This window comes from Nostoc sp. (assembly GCF_036916575.1).
Classification (GTDB): Bacteria; Cyanobacteriota; Cyanobacteriia; order Cyanobacteriales; family Nostocaceae; genus Nostoc.
The window spans coordinates 13905-31260 of the sequence record NZ_JBALGC010000021.1; the positions used below are offsets into that span (position 1 = coordinate 13905).

A 17356-nucleotide genomic window follows, 5' to 3' on the forward strand; every position below is an offset into this window, starting at 1 on the left:
TTCAACTGATAAAAATCAGTTAAGCTGATAGCCAGCATAGATTTTTACCAGTTTATATCTAACACGTTACCTCATATCATAGCCAAACAAATTTGGGTCTACTTCTCCTAACTGCAACTCTGCCAAACCATACTCTGCCCATCGCCTCTCTACCATTGCCGCCACATCTGGGTCAGATTCCAAAGGTGCGCCCCATTCATGGTCTGTTTCCGGCGGAATTTTAGTAGTTGCATCAATTCCCATGCGTCCACCTAAGCCAATCTTCTCACTGGCAAAATCCAACGTATCAAAAGGTGTATTCGGCAAAATAAATACATCCCGCACTGGGTCAACTTTAGAACTAATTGCCCATACCACTTGACGCGGGTCGCGAATATTTATGTCTTTATCCAAAACAATGACAAATTTGGTGTATGTAAATTGTGGTAAAGCACTCCAAAACGCTAAAGCTGCCCGTCGCGCTTGTCCCGGGTATGCTTTATCAATAGAAATAATCGCCGCTTTGTAACTCAAAGCTTCCATTGGTAGGAAGAAATCGACAATTTCTGGGACTTGTTGCCGCAGAATGGGAGTATAAATGCGATTTAGTGCGATCGCCATCATCGCTTCTTCTTTAGGTGGACGGCCGCTAAATGTTGTTAAATAAATCGGATTTTTTCGGTGCGTCATACACTCAAAGCGTATCAATGGTGAATCCTCCACGCCGCCATAATAACCCATGTGGTCACCAAAAGGCCCATCTGGCAAAACTTCCCCTGGTGTAATCGTTCCTTCCAAAACAAATTCGGAATCTGCGGGAACTTCCAAATCTACAGTTTTACACTTCGCTAACTGCACACCAGAACCGCCATACAGTCCAGCAAACAGCCATTCTGATAAATCTACAGGAATGGGTGTGGCAGCTGCCATAATAATTAGAGGATCTACACCAAGTGCGATCGCAACTTCTAATTTCTTCCCACGTTCGGCTGCTTTTCGCAAATGCCTCGCCCCACCCCGCACTGATAACCAGTGAACTGTCATCGTATTCTGAGATTGTAGTTGCAAGCGATACACACCTACATTTGGAGTACCCGTCTCGCAATCTTTAGTAATTACCAGTCCCAGCGTGATAATCTTGCCAGCATCACCAACATAAGGACGTATCAAGGGCAACTTATGTAAATCTAAATCATTACCTTGAAGCACAACTTGCTGACAAGCAGGGAAAAAGTCTCTTCCTGGTTTCGCCTTCACCACATCAAACAGCACTTTGCCAAAATCTATCGCCTGGGAAATCTTCTTCGGCGGTTTTGGCTGTTGCAGCATACCCAGTTTTTTCCCTAGAGTTTCCAACTCCTCTGGATGCTGCATGTTCATCGCCCAGCAAATCCTTTCCACAGTTCCCATCAAATTTACCGCTACCGGGAAGGAAGCGCCTTTGACGTTTTCAAACAACAACCCTGGGCCACCTTTTTGCAGCATCCGGTTGGAAATCTCAGCAATTTCTAAGTCTGGGTCAACTAAAGCTGAAATTCGCCGTAATTGTCCCTTATCTTCCAAAATTTTAATAAATCCCCGCAAGTCTCTGGCCATTGTTCTAATAAAGCTGATTATTTAAGAAGTGTGAAGCGCTTTCTTATATTATTAGTCATTTGTCATTGGGCATTGGGAAATATTCTTCCCTGTCCCCATTCCGGAAGTTGTTAATTTTAATTGGAAATTAACCTATTTGGTAACTTTTCTTAACTGTATTTTTCAAAGGATTTAGTTATTGTATCTAGGGATACGCAATTATTTTTTAAAAATAAGCGCTAACCTAATCAAACATGGCCAGAATATACTATACCTTCCTAGCAGGCGGTCTTGTTACAGCGTATTTCAGGTAAATGAAGTACACGGGTAGGGGCACAATATGTTGTACCCCTACGATTATCTGTACCTCACCTTGACGTAGCCTCTCGTAGAGAAGTTGCAATCTGCTGTATATGGCCCCTGCTGGGTTTATTTGTTACAAGCTTGGACTGTGCCTTGCTTTTGCGTTTTTCTGAATTTTTGTGAAAATGAATTTAATTAATCTTTCAGATTATCAATAAAAATACTTTATAAATAATAATTTTTTGCAACATCATTAGACTAAGAATACTATGCCTAAAAGGTGTGAGATGTTCAAGTAATAATGTTAACTTTACCAGTGTCAATATCGTAACAAGCGCCAACAATTTTTAGTTTGCCTTCACGGAGCAATTTAGCTAAAATCGTTGAGCTTTCCTGTAATTTTTCAGTCTGATATTGAATATTGCCTATAACCGCATCCTGCATATTATCACCCGTTCTTAATTTTACCCTTTCTACAGATGGTTTGATACCCTCAATAATCAAACCAATTCTGCCAGGAAGTGGTTCGTTTTTAATTGCTTCTGCTACTGCACCGCATCTTTTATGACCCAAAACCACAATCAACTGCGAACCCAATACTGCTGTAGAATATTCTAGACTACCTATAACCGTGTCACTGACGACATTACCAGCTACTCGCACAACAAATAAATCTCCAAGTCCTTGATCGAAGACGATTTCCGCAGGTACTCTGGAATCTGCACAGCCCAATATGGCAGCAAAGGGATACTGAGCTTTAGCAACTAATCGCAGATGCTCCAGTGATTGATCGGGATATTTACGTTTTTGATGAATAAATCTTTGATTACCATCCAGCAAGCGTCCGACAGCTTCATTCGGACTGATTAGATTAGGGTTAACTGGGCGAATATCAGCAACAGCAGTTTGCTCTGGATTACAAAAACTATCACCAAAAGCAGTAGCTGCAATACCTACCAAACTTGCGAATTTTAAGAAATCACGTCGCCCGACAAATCCATTGATTCGACTCATCAATCTACCTAACAACAACAAAGCTTTTCTCAGGAAGATATCAGACTTAAGCAAGATGCAAGAGTACCTTGTTACACGGTTTAAGAGTCATTTAATCTTCACATTGTATGCTAATTTATAACTTCTAGAATGTATAAATTGACCATTAAGTGCGTTAAGTAAATTCGATTTCATCTGTGAAGTTTAAAGCCAGGGTTAGCCATAATCAAGACAGTTTTTTCAATACATCATCTGGTTAGGAAAGAGGATAATTCCTGTCAAAAGCCAAAACAAGCTATTGTTTGTATTTTCTGTATTTTTTGGGAATACTTAACAGAGTACTGGCTATAGATATGACTTTTTTAAACAAAATAAACGGAATTTTTCTACGTAGAAATGCTCAAAATAGCTCTGGGATAGATCCGTCTGCTCCCGGACAACTACCTATAGTGCCAAAAAAATCTACAACACTATCAAACCCCAAAAATCTTGCCGAATTAGAGCATGAAATGGAGTTACAAAGGCGGGTTATCACAACATCCCCTCAGCAACTGCATAGCAAAGCCAAGCGGGGTATAGGTAGTAGACTTATTTGGATAGCAATACTTATCGGCATTCCCGTTGGTGTAATTTGGGTGGCGAACCAGCCTTATCCAGTGATTCGCCGGTCGATGATGCTCCATGCGCCTTTTTTGTTGCTACCCAGCTATATCAGCATGGATAATCACTATCGGCAGGCGTTGGTATCAGTCGAGCAAGCTGAACAATTGATTGAAAAAGCTACTAGTCCCGCTGATTTGGCTTTGGGAGAACAGAAGCTACAAGAAACAGAAAAACATCTAGATCAGTTGCCAACTTCCTTTGTCAACGATTGGTCAGAATACAGATATTGGTGGTATGACTCGCGGTTCAGCATCTACGGTTTTAATGCATTTCGGAGTAAAGTTGGGCAGCTAGAAGCTCAGGTTTTTCAGGAAAAGAATGCTCAGTCCTTGCTTACCGATAATATGCAGAGCTTGTTAAATGCAAAACAGCAATATGAACGGGCTACAACAGCAACTGATAAACAGACTGCAACAGCTGCTTGGCAAACAGCGCTTAATCAATTCGAGCAGATTCCTGGTCAAACTCTGGCAGGAAAAACTGTACAAAATCAACTAGATAATTATAAGCGTGAGTTTCAGGAAGTTGTTGGATTGGCAGCGGGGAACGATCGCATCAGTGCCTTAATCACCGCAGCCCGGCAATTTTCTTGGCAAGCTGCCAAAGCTGGTCAAAATCCGCCGCACACCGTAACTGAATGGCGACAGATAGAAAATTTGTGGATAGAAGCAATTGAGCGGCTCAAGGAGATTCCTTCAAAAGACGTGGCGGGTTATACCGAAGCACAGAAGTTATTAGCAATTTATGAGACTAATTTAGGTCAAGTTAAGGTTAGACGGCAAGCTGAGGCAGATGCTGTGGAGGCAATGGAATTAGCGCAACGAGAAATCGAAAGCTTGCTGGCTTCAATTCCTGCTAATGCTGATGATGGGAAGCGCAATCGTGGGTTAAGCCAATTGCAAAGTATTATTAATCAATTAGAAAAGGTGCAAAATGGCACAACAGTTTATCTGAAAGCTCAAAAGCTATTACTGTCAGCAAATAATAAATTAAGGCAGTTACAGGTTAAATAAATAGTGGCGATCGCTTTGGTATGATCGCCTTGGCTAAGTGATGCCTCTATTCAAGCACTGTCATCACCTGATTTAAATCTGTGTAAGTCCATTTGTACTATGTGTTTTCTGTTTAATTTCTAGCCAGTTGTGGTGTTCGCGCAGCGTCTCGTAGAGAAGCGGTGACCCTTGCGCTACTTTTTTACTGCATCCACTTTAGGGTGGTTCAAAGAGCGTAGGCGTCAACAACTGGCCGTTGGGTAGGATTTTTGAGACGGGAATTCATTCCTTGTAGAATTTTCTCAATTTTCCTGTAACCCTTTTGATATCTCAATTAAAACTGCAACAGAAAAATTTTGAATGCCAAATTGCCAAAAGCACTCAATATAATTATTAATTCGTAATTCGTAATTCGTAATTAAGAATTAAGAATTCTTAATGGGGTTTTGGCAGATCTGGGTAATTTACTTTCTGGTCATTTTTTCCTGAATGAATGTCCTGTTTTACCTTTCTACTCGCTGTAGATGTGATTAAGAAACGCAAGGATTATTAGGGAGAATTCTTTGAGCATCGAAAACGACGGTCGCGGCAGTGGCAGGATGTGTTATGACTTTTGTATTAGTTATAGATAGCGTAGGCGCAGCCCGCTGTAGGCATCGCTATCACCTGGTGAGGCTCTCTTATTAAACTGGTGTTATGTTGAACGGGAAAAACTCGAATTACCACAGGATGTGCAATTGTTAACAGCAAAATTGACATTCATGCATTCGAGTCGCGGGAATTTACTATTACTGCCACTAACGGCACACCCCAAAGCACTACTGTGAACACGCTTTTTGGTTCCCCATTGGTGGCACAAAACTTAATATTTCTTACCTGCTCCCAGATATAGCTCACCCACTTTCGGGTCATTCAACAATTCTTCACCAGAGCCGGAGATAGCATCGCGTCCAGACTCTAGTACATATCCGCGATTAGCCATCTCTAAAGCTTTACGAGCATTTTGTTCTACTAATACGATCGCAGTACCCGCCTGATTAATTTGTTTAATCTGCTCAAACACTTGTGTTACCAAGATGGGGGATAAAGCAGCAGATGGTTCATCCAAAATCAGCAAACTAGGTTCCAACATCAAAGCTTTGCCCATCGCTAGCATTTGGCGTTCTCCTCCAGAGAGAGTACCAGCACGTTGACGACGGCGATCGCTCAGTCTGGGGAACATGGTAAATATTTTATCTTTAATTGGTTTCAGGGGAACGTTAAGCACAAAAGCACCCATCTCCAAATTCTCTTCAACACTGAGAGAGGGGAAGACATTGGCGATTTGCGGTACGTAGCACATTCCTCGTTGGACGATTTGATTGGACTTTAGCCCCACGATATTTTCACCTTTGAAGGTAATTATGCCTGTGTGGGGGATCAAAAGCCCAAAAATTGCTTTTGCCAAAGTAGATTTACCCGCACCGTTGGGGCCAATCACTGTTACCAATTCCCTTGGTGCAACCCGGAAATTCACACCTTGCAGGATATCTACGTCTTTGATGTATCCAGCGTGGACATTTTGAACGTCTAGTAAATAGTCATTTGTCATTGGTCACTTGTACTGAGCGAACGCAAGAGCGTCTCTAAGAGTTGCCGTAAAGCCTGCAGCATAGCTATGCTTAGGGCACAGCCTCTCGTAGAGAGTATTTGTCATTGGTCATTTGTCAACAGTCAAGTCAAGCATAACTATTGACTATTGACTGTTGACTATGGACTATTACGGTGTTTTTTGCAACTCCGGTCGTTCTTCTGGGAGAATTGCCCCTTCTACTGGGCAAACTTGGAGACATATACCACAGTCGATGCAAGTGGCAAAGTCAATCCAGTACCAATCTGTTCCCTTGGCATTTTTGCCTGGGCCATCATGAATACAAGCTACTGGACAGGCATCTACGCAGTCAGCGACGCCTTCACAGACTTCTGTAACAATTGTGTGCGGCATGTTCTCGATTCCCTTTTTTCTGTATCGGCTAGTTCTAGCCTAGCAGGGGAGTGGGGACACTTCTCTTCTTAGGCTGCGCCCTAAGCGCAGCCCAAGGTAGAGAAGTAAAAGTCAAAAGTCACAAGATTATAAGAGTTTTTCTTTACTCGTTACTACAGTATCATCTAGGTCACGTAGCTGGGGAGTGAAGAGTGGGGAGATGAAGCAATGCCCCATGCTCCATACCCCATGCCCAACTCACTTAACGCAATGATTCAATTTTTGGTGAGCCATCAGCTTTAATCCAAGCAATTTGAGCAATGCCGCGATCGCGTGCATATTGGCGAATAGCATCTGTATCCCTTCCCCCCAAATCAATTTCTACCCGCACCAAATCAGTAGAATCTCTGAGTTTTTGTGCGTAGGCAAAGGCGGCGGCGTTAGCACTCGGTGTCTCTGGTGCTACCAACCAGTTAGTCGCTGGGATTGCTTGTGGTAATTGCTGAGTAGACAACAAAACTTGGTATAATTCTTCAATATTTAGTCCAAAACCAATTCCGGGAATGTTTTTTCCTTGGGGATGATATAACCCCAAAAGCTGGTCATAGCGACCACCGCGCCCTAAAACTCTGGCTTGCGATTCGGTATCAGTGACAACTTCAAAGACAATACCAGTGTAGTAATCTATGGTCTGAATGAGGCTGAGGTCAAGGGTTAACGGAAATTTTTTCTCTGATTCCAGTAATTCTACTAGGGATTTGAGGTTATTTACTGCCTCTCGCTGTTCTTCATCTAGATCCAAACTACTGACTTTTTGTAACACATCTGCACTTGGCCCGCGCAAATCCAGGATGATTCGGGCGCGATCGCGCAGTTTGTCACTTAGGGGTAAAGTATCTATAGTGATCCGGTCGAGATGGGCGATCGCACTGCGAACTTTATCCTGTAAATTAGCAGGAAAGGCACTCAAAAGCGATCGGGTAATTTCCGCCTCACCTAAAATTAAATGCCATCCCTCTAAACCTAGTGCTGCCAAACAATCTGCAACTAACAGCACTACTTCCGCATTCGCCAGCAATCCGCCAGCACCTAACAACTCTACCCCAGCTTGATAAAACTCCTGCTGGCTATTATGCCTGCTTTCCCAAGTGCGGCGAAACACATTGGCGTTGTAGTACAACCGTTGCGGATAACGTAGACCTGCCATCCGAGTGACAACAGTGCGAGCAATGGATGCTGTTAACTCTGGACGTAGCCCTAACTCATCATCTTCGCCATTTTGTTGTAGTTGAATCACCATCTGACGCTGGATTGCTTCCCCCGCCATCAGGGTATCCATGCGCTCTAAAGTCGAGGTGATAATCCTGTGATATCCCCAACGGTGAAATACTTGCTGTAACCTATCTTCAATCCAGCGTTTTTTCTCCACATCCAAGGGCAATAAATCCCTGGCTCCCGCTGCTGGTTGATACACCATTATTTTTTCTTCCCACCAAACAAACCACCGAACAAACCGTCACTACCAGATTTATCTGGTTGCTTATCTCTATTATTGGGGGATGAAGTCACCTTATGCTCACTAGGTTGTTGTCCTAAAGCCTTATCTATTTTAGGTTTCCATTGCAACGCCGTTTCGTCATTGGGGTCTAATTTGAGAGCATTGTCAAAGTGAATTTTTGCCATTTTTAGCTGATTTTGCCTCAAATACACCATTGCAATTAAGCTATGGCAGCGACTATTTTTAGGTTCTAGCTTTAGGGCATCCTGCAACTCTACTTTGGCTTGGGCAAATTGGTTTTTGTCAATTAAAGATTGAGCGCGACGAACATACTGTTCTACAGCTGAGTCTTCTTTCGGTGGCGCTGGTGCTGGTGGTGTATTTTTTACTGTATTTGATTGAGGTGTGCCTGATTGGACTTTAGGTTGAGCAGATGGCGGTGGCGCTGCGGATGATTTGCCCGCACTCCGCATTAAATACACTAAATTCAACTCACTAATTTGGGCAATGACTTGCAGCGCTTGCTCTAAAGAATCATATTGGGTTTCGCCGATTTTAGCGATCGCACTTTTATAGAAATGATCGACATTAGAGGCATCAGCTAACTGTCTAGCCAAGTCGGTGTCTAGAGTCAGCGAAGTAGACTCTTGTACCAAGCGCTTGCCAATTTGCGACAAAATCATCGTATATTCTACGCGAGTGCGATCGCCACAAAGTTTTTCGTAAGCTGGGTTAACCAGCTTTGATAACAAATCGTTCCCTAGCTGTTTTTGAGCAGCACTTTTAGTAAAACTACTGTCCGGGTGCAAACGGCGGGCGATTTTGAGATAACGTTTACGAATCTCTTTGACATCCGCATCAACTGGAACACACAATACTGCGTGATGATCTATGAAATCATATTTAAATAGTCCACGATCTATTTTGAAAGACATATAGAGGTCTTGCATCAAAGGAGCAGTTAGATTCTTTCTAGTTTACTTCGGTTGATCAGTGATTCGTCAGTAGCAAATTTTCATTAGTCATCAGTCATTAGTCATTAGTCATTAGTCATTAGTCATTGGGTATTGCTTATTTCTCCCCCTGCTCCCCCCTCTTTTTTCATACCCAGGCTGACAGTGGTGGAACTTGTAGAAGTTCGCTACTGAGGGAGTCGTGAATATAACCATTTGTGGCGATCATTCTACCTGATTCAATTTTGACGGGAGTGCCATCGTAGGCGGTGACTATGCCCCCGGCTTCTTGTACCAAAATTATCCCGGCGGCAATATCCCAAGGAGAAAGTCCCCGTTCCCAGTAACCATCGACACGTCCACAGGCAACATGTGCTAAATCTAACGATGCGGAACCGCTACGTCTGACTCCTTGGGTAAGATGGGTGAGGTGACTAAATTCTGCATAGTTGTTATCAGAGGTTTCGCGGCGATCATAGGCAAATCCTGTCACTAGCAAGCTTTTACTCAGCTCAGATGTTATTGAAACCTTGATGGGATGACGATTACGCGTTGCTCCCAAACCAGCAGCGGCACGGAATAGCTCATTGTGGAAGGGGTCATAAATTACACCAACTTGTGGAACACCATTAATTAACAGCCCGATGGAAACGGCAAAAAATGGGTATTGATGGGCGTAGTTGGTTGTGCCATCAAGAGGATCTATTGCCCAAAGGAATTCACTCTCTTGATTACCTAATTTCCCTGATTCTTCAGCGAGGATAGAGTGCTGAGGAAAGTGGCGGCGCAAAATTGCTAAAATCAACTCTTCTGAGGCTTTATCAGCAGCGGTGACTAAATCACCAGGGCGTCCTTTTTCAATAATTGCGTCTTCTAACTTACCCAAGTAACCTTGCAAAATGCCACCAGCAGCTAAGGCCGCTTCCGTAGCAATATCCAGAAAAATTTGTAGATTTGTCATTAGTCATTAGTCATTAGTTATTAGTCATTAGTATTCTTTCTCCTCCTACTTCCCCTACTTCCCCTGCTCTTCCACTCCCCACTTTTCAAAGATTTTGGCGGCGAAACTCAGCGGGAGTGAGGCGCATGGGTTTTTCTGGGTTCCAGATTCCTTGCCCCATGAGTCTAGCCCATTGTTGGGCACGTTCTAAACGTTGGTCATATTTGTGGTTAGGCGATCGCCCAACAAACATTGCATTCCCTTGTTTGACTAATTCTTCATTCAACAACACCTTATTTTTCCACACATAAGCTAGAGTTCGCCCGATTTTGTCTTTTGCTTCTAAATCAAACTCTAGCGTTACCGATTCTTCTGCACCACCAATTAGATCCTCTAACTGTTCTTTTGCTGCTTCCCCCCAAGGTCGCTGTCGCAAATCTGGTGCATCAATACCAACTAACCGCACTTGGGAAATCAAATTTGGTTGTTCAGCCATGCCTAACACTTCCAAACTTTGCCCACTAACTACCCGCGCTACTTTCACCTGAGCCTCATTATTTGGCAGCTGGTTTTTACCTTGGCAACTCACCAAGAGCAATAAGCAAGCCAAAATGGCTATTTTTCGCAGCCAGTCACCAAGACGCATACCTATCAGAACTTCTCCTCTCGTCGCTGCTCTTGCTAGTTGGCTTTTAAGTAGGGGTACGGTGATTTTGAATTGTTTATTCCTCATCTAAAGGTAAACCCGCTTTAACTTTACCCCTAGCAAAATAGCGTCCAAACTGGAGTTCATAGACTTCATCTTCGTCTTGCGTTTCCACCTCCAAGTCAGAACGGGGGTAACTCACACATAACAAGGCATAACCTTGCCGACGTAAGTGTGGCGACAATCCGATCGCCTCCGGTTGGTAAATTTCTCCCGACAACACTCTCACCGCACAAGTGGTGCAAGCCCCGTTGCGGCAGGAAAACGGTAGTTCCACCCCTTGTTTTTCGGCAGTGTGCAGGATGTAGCGGTCTTCTGGCACTTGTAGGGTGTATGTTTTGCCAGTGGCGCGATCGCGAACTCTAATTATGTATGTACGGGACATCTGGATTTGCAGTTTTGGGATTGGGACTTTCAGATTCAATCTAAAATGTCTTTCTTTATCTTTGCATTTTCTAGGATTTTAGAGTATAATTGTAACTTGTGGCATCTGGAGAGATGGCCGAGTGGTTTAAGGCGCAGCACTGGAAATGCTGTAATGCGGAAACGTATTCTAGGGTTCAAATCCCTATCTCTCCGTTAACTTTTATCAGAAAGTAGGGTGAAAACCCACTGGTTTTAGCTTACTTTGGCATATCCCTTGCGAGTTTGCAGATAAATTTTCTAAACTCATCTGTATTTTTAGCAGTTATTTCGTGAAATAGTATAATTTCCGACCTCATTTCTCTGAAAAGAAAAAACTTCCTTCTGGTATGAAAGGAGTCTAGCTAGCAAAATTGATTAAGGTTTACAGAATTCCCAGTATCTCTAGTGCTATATCCAGATGCCATTTAATCCGGTAGAGTCCAAACAGCTTCAAATCTTTGCAATATATGAATCGGCTGTAGGGGTGTACAGCTAGCTATGCGCCCTTACCCGTCTACCTAATTTAAATCAGAATCGCTATAAGTTTTAAATCTGACAGCTAAATTCAATACACAATCTCACGGGAAGTAACATCTGTTTATTTTTCACTCATAATCGAGGCATTTTGTAAAGTCGCTAAACTCCTACTTCACTATGGTGATAGGCTGATGAACGGATCAGGTAAATTAAGATAAGTAAAGAAAAGGCTTTGAACTAAATGGCAGATCTAAGCTTACAAGAAATTTCTACTCACTTAGAAAGTCCAAATTTACGCGATCGCATGTTAGCCCTTGCTAATCTGCGCCATGTTCCTGCTGAGGATGCAGTTCCTTTGATTAAAAAGGTACTAGACGACGAATCTTTGCAACTGCGATCAATGGCAATATTTGCCCTCGGAATTAAGCCGACGCCAGAATGTTATTCAATTTTGGTAAGAATTCTCGAAAATGACCCAGATTATGGTATACGCGCTGATGCCGCTGGTGCCTTAGGATATTTGGGTGATGTCAGAGCTTTTGAAGTGCTTTCACGGGCATTTTATGAAGATACTGATTGGCTAGTACGCTTTAGTGCAGCCGTTTCTCTAGGTAACATTAAAGACCCCCGCGCCCATCAAATTCTTATTCAGGCATTAGATAGCAAAGAAGTAGTGTTGCAACAAGCTGCAATCTCTGCACTGGGAGAAATTCAAGACATTGAGTCTGTCGATAATATCCTGCGCTTCGCCCAATCAGATGATTGGTTAGTAAGGCAGCGTTTGGCAGAAGCCTTGGGAAATCTTCCCACTCCTAAGAGTGTCTCAGCTTTAAAATACCTAGAAAAAGACAATCATTTCAACGTTGCTGAGGCAGCCAGGATTGGACTTAAGAAGCTTGAGGAAATAGGCAAACAAGCTTAATATTAAAGCCTCCTGCTACCTTTTAATAATAATTAAGTGGGAATTTTAGCATTTTGATGCAGGATAATTTCATTCATGAATATTGAAGAGTTTTTTCAGTTAAGTGCTGGTAAATGGTTTTCTCATCGTACTAGTCAACATTTGGCTTTTAACCAATCTGAAAATAGCAAGTCAGACATTATCATTGAGATGCTAACAGTAGATCATCCAGAAGTGATCAAACTGTGTCAAGAGTATAAAATTAATCTTAGTTCCGCCTCTTGTGCTGCCAAAGTTACCTGGAACGGCACAATGGAAAAGGATCAAGCCAAACACAGTGGTTCAAATGTGTTAGTTTTGATACCTGATGCAGATAATCCGGCTGAAGGTAAGTTACTGCGAAAAATAGTTGATGCCGATAAAATTCCAGTTGCTGGACGCTATAAAATAGATAGTGATAATGCTTTGACCCTCACTACAGAGGATGAAACCATGAGTTCTGAGGAGCGCCTGTGGTTTGCTAGCCCCAATTTGCGAATGCGGGTGAATATCCTCAAGAATTTTGGTGGATTTAGTATCACTTCCTTCACTTCTGAGATTCGCATGGGTGGTTCTCCACCAGCCGCGAAGGCTTCCGAGGCGGCTAATTCAGTATCGAATTAGTTTTAATACAACATATTCCCCCTAGAAACAGGGGGAATTAAGTTTAATATTTTTTATGAATAATTAAGTTAAAGTACGCCCGAATTAATCAGTCTCCCCTCTTAATTCCAAATTATAAATCCAAAATTCACGCATTAATAACCCCATAAATAAATTTAGTTGCTTTGTAGCAAGGACGCATTGAAAAGAAGTGGTACGCATCACTTCGGCTACGCTCAGTAACCACTCGGTTTAAATATTTTTATTTTTATTTTTTCATAAATAAATTTAGTGGCTTGTATCCCCATGCGTGAATTTTGAATTAGAGCGTACCCCTTTGGTGTAGCACGTTTTTGCTTTGAAACCATCCCAGCGATCGCAGCTTTCAAAATTGCTCCTAAAAGAAGGTTATTATTTAATACTGTTTATAATTTAAAGACCCAAACCATGCTTAATTTCATAGTTGGAAAAAAAACAAATTTAGAGACTTTGTTATCTCTTTTTTAATCCTTTTTAAATTTGCAAAAAGCTAGCGATCGCCTGCGGTAGTGGCATAATAATTACAATCAACAAAGCCATTGCCAGTAATCCCAAAATGTCACGTCCGTTATCCAATTCAGTGACATCATTCAGCGCAGGTTCATCAATCAATGACATAAATAATAAGATAATCGCCCACAACAAAAATTCTTCCCGAACTAAAGAAAGTAATAGCAACAGCAAGCGAGCAATTTGACCGATTATAATTGCGGTTCGTTGTCCAAACATCGCATGGATAATGTGACCTCCATCTAGTTGTCCCACAGGCATTAAATTTAATGCTGTGACAATTAGTCCCAAAAAACCTGCTACAGCCACTGGATGTAGGTCAAGAGCGGATTTTGCCGTTAACTGACTTCCCAAGGCTAACTTCGAGAGTAGCGCTAGTAAAATAGAATACTTGGGATTAAGAGCATCAGGATTCAATAGTCGGGTTTTTTCACTCAGGGAAACCACATCAGAATGAGCCAAACCCCATATTAGTAATGGCAAGGTGACGACAAAGCCTGCAATTGGGCCAGCGATACTAATGTCAAATAAAGCTTTGCGGTTGGGAATGGGACTACGCATCTGAATAAATGCACCAAAAGTTCCCAAAAACAAAGGCATGGGAATAAAGTAAGGCAACGTCGAGCGAATATTGTAGAATTTAGCTGTTAAATAATGCCCAAGTTCGTGAATACCCAAGATAGTCATTAATCCTAAAGCATAGGGCAATCCTTTGAATAAGACATCTGGGTTAGATATAACTTTGAACAAAGAGCTAATTTTCGATAGAGGTGGAAGAGAAACACCAGCAATTTCCACTCCCACCAAGGTAGTAGTTAGCAAAGTAATTACTAATAGTAGAAGTGCTAATCCTGGTCGAGTTAACCGTTCTTGGTCGCGTCGTGGTGTATTTGTCTGTTTAGCAGCTTGAGTATTGGGAACCAGCACAAAGAAAGGTTTGCCATCGAAACCTTCTTGAAAGATCACTAAGAAGCGATCGCCAAATTGTGCTTCAATATTAGTCTTAATCTGCTGGTAGGCGTTGCTGGCTTTAGTTCGCAACTGACCACGACAAATCACAGCTTGTGGTCGATACTCAATATTTTGAACGTAGTATACAGACCAAGGAAAACAATTTCGCAGTTGGGTTTCTTCCGATGGCTTAATGGGACGCGCTATTGGTTCTGCGGTAGGCTGGATAGTCGGCTGTGATTCTGAGGCTTGAGCTTGGGCTTGAATCTGTGTATCTCTTGGCACTCGACGCCCCCATTGAAACAACATCCAGTACAACACTGTGCAGACAAATAACGACCAAATGATCAGCGGTGGTGGCGGAGATTGTTTCGCCCCGTACATCAGCGTCCATCCACTCAATAGAAATGCTGGTGTCATTAAAACCAGCCACAACAACCATACTGGTGTCTGGGTGATGTGAGCGACGCTGTGCTGCACCATTAGATAAGTAGCTAGCCCCAATAGGAGGATAAACAGAAACCAAAATGCCATATTATCTTTGGTAATTTTGACAAAATGCTCCACCAGTAGCTTCAGCACCATAGCATTAACTACAAGGCAGACCTCAAACCCTAATTTTATTCATAACGGTTAACAGTGTTGGTTAACGCTTAAGTTTCAATTCTTGAGAATTTCCACACTGTAACCAGATTGTCCACAACTCCTCAGTTTCGGTTCTTTGCTCATGTGCCCTTTACCTCAACAGCCGAGTCATACAACTAAGCCACCACGGGCTGTCTTCCCTGACGAAGTTCCTAGCGGAAGTTCTCCGCAATCGGACTTCGCACAAGAGAGCATTTTTGCCTTTCCACCCAATCGGGACACATTAGGGGGAACCTCTTATTTTATTGTAAGAAATGAAGGCAATATCCTGATAGATTGCCCTGCATTAGACCAAACAAATCAAGATTTTTTGCGATCGCATGGAGGCGTACGTTGGTTATTTATCACCCATCGAGGCGCTATTGGCAAGACCCCTGAAATTCAGCAAACCTTTGGCTGCGAGGTACTGATTCAAGAGCAAGAAGCTTATTTATTACCAGGTTTAACCGTAACTACCTTTAGGCAGGAATTTACTCTCGATGTTGCAACACAAGTGATTTGGACACCAGGTCATTCTCCCGGCTCATCTTGCCTGTACTATAGTAAACTTGGAGGTATATTGTTTTCTGGTCGCCATTTAGTCCCTAACCAGCAGGGTCAAGCAGTACCATTACGAACAGCGAAAACCTTTCACTGGCCCAGGCAAATCCAGAGTCTTCGATTATTGTTAGAAACTTTTACACCAGAAAGTCTCCGCTACATTTGTCCCGGAGCTAATACAGGCTTTCTTAGAGGCAAACGTGTCATAGAATATAATGCTTGTATCTCAGCTCTTCAAAAACTGATTTCTACACTTTGAGTATTAAATGGCAAAACCAAGAAAAGTCAAGTAGTGGTGAGGGAGGATTCAGGGAGTGTGAAGGCTAGCTTCCCCCGTACTCACTTATTGATCAGTTCAAGAATATCTCCCAGATTGTAGCATTCTCGCCACTAATCGCCTGTCAATTGCTTGGTTAACATCGTCTGCGGCTTAATTGCCTACTGTTACCAACCCAACAAGCCGGCGATTGCCATCGGTTACAATTTGCTTTCTGCCACCTAATCTTAACCCGAACTCACGTTCAAGTAAGATTAGATACCTAACATTTCTGAAATATTGTTTAAACAGTCTGTCGAATTGGGATCTCAATCACAAACTCGGTTTGATGACCAGGTAGGGAATGGCACCGCAATGAGCCATTATGCTTGTTAGTCACAATCTCATAGCTGATCGATAACCCCAATCCAGTCCCTTTGCCAACTGATTTAGTGGTAAAGAATGGATTAAACAATTTTTCTTGAACGATTTTTGGGATACCAAGACCGTTATCTGCAATCTGAATCTGTACCAGATGTGAATCAAGCATTTGAGTAGAAATCAGAATTTGACTCGGCTGTTGCTCAATTTCCTCAAACGTGCGCTGTTGGTCTCGTTCTTCGAGGGCATCGATTGCATTGCAAATGATATTCATAAACACCTGGTTCAATAGAGAAGGTTTGCACTCAACCAATGGCAGGTTGCCATAATTCTTAACCAATTTAATTTCCCAGTTAGACTTGCCTTTCAGGCGATGCTGCAAAAGTATCAACGTACTATCAATGCCCTCATGAATGTTGACTTGTTTTATCTCAGCTTCGTCTATACGGGAGAAGTTCCGTAAAGAGCGCACAATCGTTTGAATCCTGACTGCTCCAACTTCCATTGAGGAAAATAACTTGGGTAAATCTTCTACTAAGAAATCTAGCTCGATTTCCTTTCCTTCCTGCTGAATTTCTGGTAATGGGCTGGGATAATACTTTTGATACAACCGCAGCAGTTTTAATAAGTCTTGAGTATAGTCATTGGCAGGCTTGAGGTTGGCATAGATAAAGTTCACTGGGTTATTAATTTCATGCGCTATCCCTGCGACTAACTGCCCCAAACTAGACATATTCTCATTTTGTATTAGTTGAATTTGCGTTCGCTTCAGTTCAAGTAAAGTGGTTTCTAGTTCAGTTGCTTTCTGCTGCAACAGGGCTTCTGACTCTCGCAAAGCTTTTTCAACTTGTTTAGAAGTACTGATATCACGAGCAATTTTGGAAACACCAATAATTTTGCCTGTTGTATTTTTAATTGGAGAAATTGTTAGCGAGATATCAATCAGTGTCCCATCTTTGCGTTGACGCACGGTTTCAAAGTGTTCAACTCGTTCTCCTTGTTTCACTTTCTGAATAATTTGGGCTTCTTCGTTGATTCGATCGC

16 protein-coding genes, 1 tRNA gene and 1 pseudogene are annotated in these 17356 nt (G+C 42.4%); 6 read left to right on the forward strand and 12 right to left on the reverse strand.

Annotated features, from left to right (window positions below):
- Positions 1–66: 66 nt before the first annotated feature.
- Together V7L29_RS06450 and V7L29_RS06455 are read right to left on the reverse strand one after the other, a co-directional pair.
- Positions 67–1575 carry a UbiD family decarboxylase gene (locus V7L29_RS06450; protein WP_334734906.1) on the reverse strand — a complete coding sequence of 503 codons (1509 nt, stop codon included), beginning with the start codon at positions 1573–1575 and terminating at the stop codon, positions 67–69.
- Between the two features lie 573 nt (positions 1576–2148).
- Positions 2149–2871, reverse strand: a complete 723-nt coding sequence (locus V7L29_RS06455; RefSeq protein ID WP_334690470.1) for a carbonic anhydrase — start codon at positions 2869–2871, stop codon at positions 2149–2151.
- A 332-nt stretch (positions 2872–3203) separates the two neighbouring features.
- Here V7L29_RS06455 and V7L29_RS06460 point away from each other — a divergent pair, with 332 nt between their 5' ends.
- On the forward strand, positions 3204–4526 hold the full coding sequence (locus tag V7L29_RS06460; protein WP_334734907.1) for a hypothetical protein: 1323 nt from the start codon (positions 3204–3206) through the stop codon (positions 4524–4526).
- An 841-nt stretch (positions 4527–5367) separates the two neighbouring features.
- Here the strand turns inward: V7L29_RS06460 and V7L29_RS06465 are convergent.
- From V7L29_RS06465 to V7L29_RS06495, 7 genes are all read right to left on the reverse strand, one after another.
- Entirely contained in the window at positions 5368–6096 is a 729-nt protein-coding gene (locus V7L29_RS06465; protein WP_334734908.1) for an ABC transporter ATP-binding protein, read from the reverse strand.
- A gap of 168 nt (positions 6097–6264) precedes the next feature.
- Entirely contained in the window at positions 6265–6489 is a 225-nt protein-coding gene (locus V7L29_RS06470) for an indolepyruvate ferredoxin oxidoreductase subunit alpha (RefSeq protein WP_104907250.1), read from the reverse strand.
- Between the two features lie 241 nt (positions 6490–6730).
- On the reverse strand, positions 6731–7945 hold the full coding sequence (locus V7L29_RS06475) for an ATP phosphoribosyltransferase regulatory subunit (protein WP_334734909.1): 1215 nt from the start codon (positions 7943–7945) through the stop codon (positions 6731–6733).
- Entirely contained in the window at positions 7945–8901 is a 957-nt protein-coding gene (locus V7L29_RS06480; RefSeq protein ID WP_334734910.1) for a J domain-containing protein, read from the reverse strand. Before V7L29_RS06480 ends, V7L29_RS06475 begins: the two co-directional genes overlap by 1 nt.
- A 166-nt stretch (positions 8902–9067) precedes the next feature.
- Positions 9068–9880 (reverse strand): inositol monophosphatase family protein, encoded by an 813-nt coding sequence (locus V7L29_RS06485; protein WP_334690465.1) that lies wholly within the window; start codon positions 9878–9880, stop codon positions 9068–9070.
- 85 nt (positions 9881–9965) lie between these two features.
- Positions 9966–10505, reverse strand: coding sequence for a thermonuclease family protein (locus V7L29_RS06490; protein ID WP_334690506.1), 540 nt, complete (start codon positions 10503–10505; stop codon positions 9966–9968).
- Between the two features lie 76 nt (positions 10506–10581).
- The gene (locus V7L29_RS06495; protein ID WP_334690464.1) at positions 10582–10950 is read right to left on the reverse strand and encodes a 2Fe-2S iron-sulfur cluster-binding protein; all 369 of its coding nucleotides are present in this window, start codon (positions 10948–10950) and stop codon (positions 10582–10584) included.
- A 107-nt stretch (positions 10951–11057) separates the two neighbouring features.
- On the opposite strand from V7L29_RS06495, the gene V7L29_RS06500 reads away from it, so the two are divergent.
- From V7L29_RS06500 to V7L29_RS06510, 3 genes are all read left to right on the forward strand, one after another.
- Positions 11058–11144, forward strand: a tRNA-Ser gene (locus V7L29_RS06500).
- Positions 11145–11688: 544 nt separating this feature from the next.
- Positions 11689–12369, forward strand: coding sequence for a HEAT repeat domain-containing protein (locus V7L29_RS06505; RefSeq protein ID WP_334690463.1), 681 nt, complete (start codon positions 11689–11691; stop codon positions 12367–12369).
- 75 nt (positions 12370–12444) lie between these two features.
- Positions 12445–13011, forward strand: coding sequence for a phycobiliprotein lyase (locus tag V7L29_RS06510; protein ID WP_334734911.1), 567 nt, complete (start codon positions 12445–12447; stop codon positions 13009–13011).
- Between the two features lie 215 nt (positions 13012–13226).
- Here V7L29_RS06510 and V7L29_RS06515 read toward each other — a convergent pair whose 3' ends face one another.
- Together V7L29_RS06515 and V7L29_RS06520 are read right to left on the reverse strand one after the other, a co-directional pair.
- Positions 13227–13379, reverse strand: a complete 153-nt coding sequence (locus V7L29_RS06515) for a hypothetical protein (RefSeq protein WP_334690461.1) — start codon at positions 13377–13379, stop codon at positions 13227–13229.
- Between the two features lie 124 nt (positions 13380–13503).
- Positions 13504–15024 carry a site-2 protease family protein gene (locus tag V7L29_RS06520; protein ID WP_334734914.1) on the reverse strand — a complete coding sequence of 507 codons (1521 nt, stop codon included), beginning with the start codon at positions 15022–15024 and terminating at the stop codon, positions 13504–13506.
- Between the two features lie 193 nt (positions 15025–15217).
- Here V7L29_RS06520 and V7L29_RS06525 point away from each other — a divergent pair, with 193 nt between their 5' ends.
- Entirely contained in the window at positions 15218–15934 is a 717-nt protein-coding gene (locus V7L29_RS06525; protein WP_334734912.1) for an MBL fold metallo-hydrolase, read from the forward strand.
- 80 nt (positions 15935–16014) lie between these two features.
- Positions 16015–16177 (forward strand): annotated as a pseudogene (locus V7L29_RS35445) (IS982 family transposase); the annotation flags it as partial.
- Between the two features lie 58 nt (positions 16178–16235).
- Here V7L29_RS35445 and V7L29_RS06530 read toward each other — a convergent pair.
- The coding region (locus tag V7L29_RS06530) for a sensor histidine kinase (RefSeq protein WP_334734913.1) at positions 16236–17356 on the reverse strand (1121 nt) is incomplete at its 5' end.

What these genes read in the sequence shown, in the direction of transcription:
- V7L29_RS06485 (WP_334690465.1), bottom strand. Translation starts at nt 9,880, where the DNA reads ATGACAAATCTACAAATTTTTCTGGATATTGCTACGGAAGCGGCCTTA.
- V7L29_RS06525 (WP_334734912.1), top strand. Translation starts at nt 15,218, where the DNA reads ATGTGCCCTTTACCTCAACAGCCGAGTCATACAACTAAGCCACCACGG.
- V7L29_RS06465 (WP_334734908.1), bottom strand. Translation starts at nt 6,096, where the DNA reads ATGACAAATGACTATTTACTAGACGTTCAAAATGTCCACGCTGGATAC.
- V7L29_RS06450 (WP_334734906.1), bottom strand. Translation starts at nt 1,575, where the DNA reads ATGGCCAGAGACTTGCGGGGATTTATTAAAATTTTGGAAGATAAGGGA.
- V7L29_RS06495 (WP_334690464.1), bottom strand. Translation starts at nt 10,950, where the DNA reads ATGTCCCGTACATACATAATTAGAGTTCGCGATCGCGCCACTGGCAAA.
- V7L29_RS06480 (WP_334734910.1), bottom strand. Translation starts at nt 8,901, where the DNA reads ATGTCTTTCAAAATAGATCGTGGACTATTTAAATATGATTTCATAGAT.
- V7L29_RS06475 (WP_334734909.1), bottom strand. Translation starts at nt 7,945, where the DNA reads ATGGTGTATCAACCAGCAGCGGGAGCCAGGGATTTATTGCCCTTGGAT.
- V7L29_RS06520 (WP_334734914.1), bottom strand. Translation starts at nt 15,024, where the DNA reads ATGGCATTTTGGTTTCTGTTTATCCTCCTATTGGGGCTAGCTACTTAT.
- V7L29_RS06490 (WP_334690506.1), bottom strand. Translation starts at nt 10,505, where the DNA reads ATGCGTCTTGGTGACTGGCTGCGAAAAATAGCCATTTTGGCTTGCTTA.
- V7L29_RS06510 (WP_334734911.1), top strand. Translation starts at nt 12,445, where the DNA reads ATGAATATTGAAGAGTTTTTTCAGTTAAGTGCTGGTAAATGGTTTTCT.
- V7L29_RS06455 (WP_334690470.1), bottom strand. Translation starts at nt 2,871, where the DNA reads ATGAGTCGAATCAATGGATTTGTCGGGCGACGTGATTTCTTAAAATTC.
- V7L29_RS06505 (WP_334690463.1), top strand. Translation starts at nt 11,689, where the DNA reads ATGGCAGATCTAAGCTTACAAGAAATTTCTACTCACTTAGAAAGTCCA.
- V7L29_RS06470 (WP_104907250.1), bottom strand. Translation starts at nt 6,489, where the DNA reads ATGCCGCACACAATTGTTACAGAAGTCTGTGAAGGCGTCGCTGACTGC.
- V7L29_RS06460 (WP_334734907.1), top strand. Translation starts at nt 3,204, where the DNA reads ATGACTTTTTTAAACAAAATAAACGGAATTTTTCTACGTAGAAATGCT.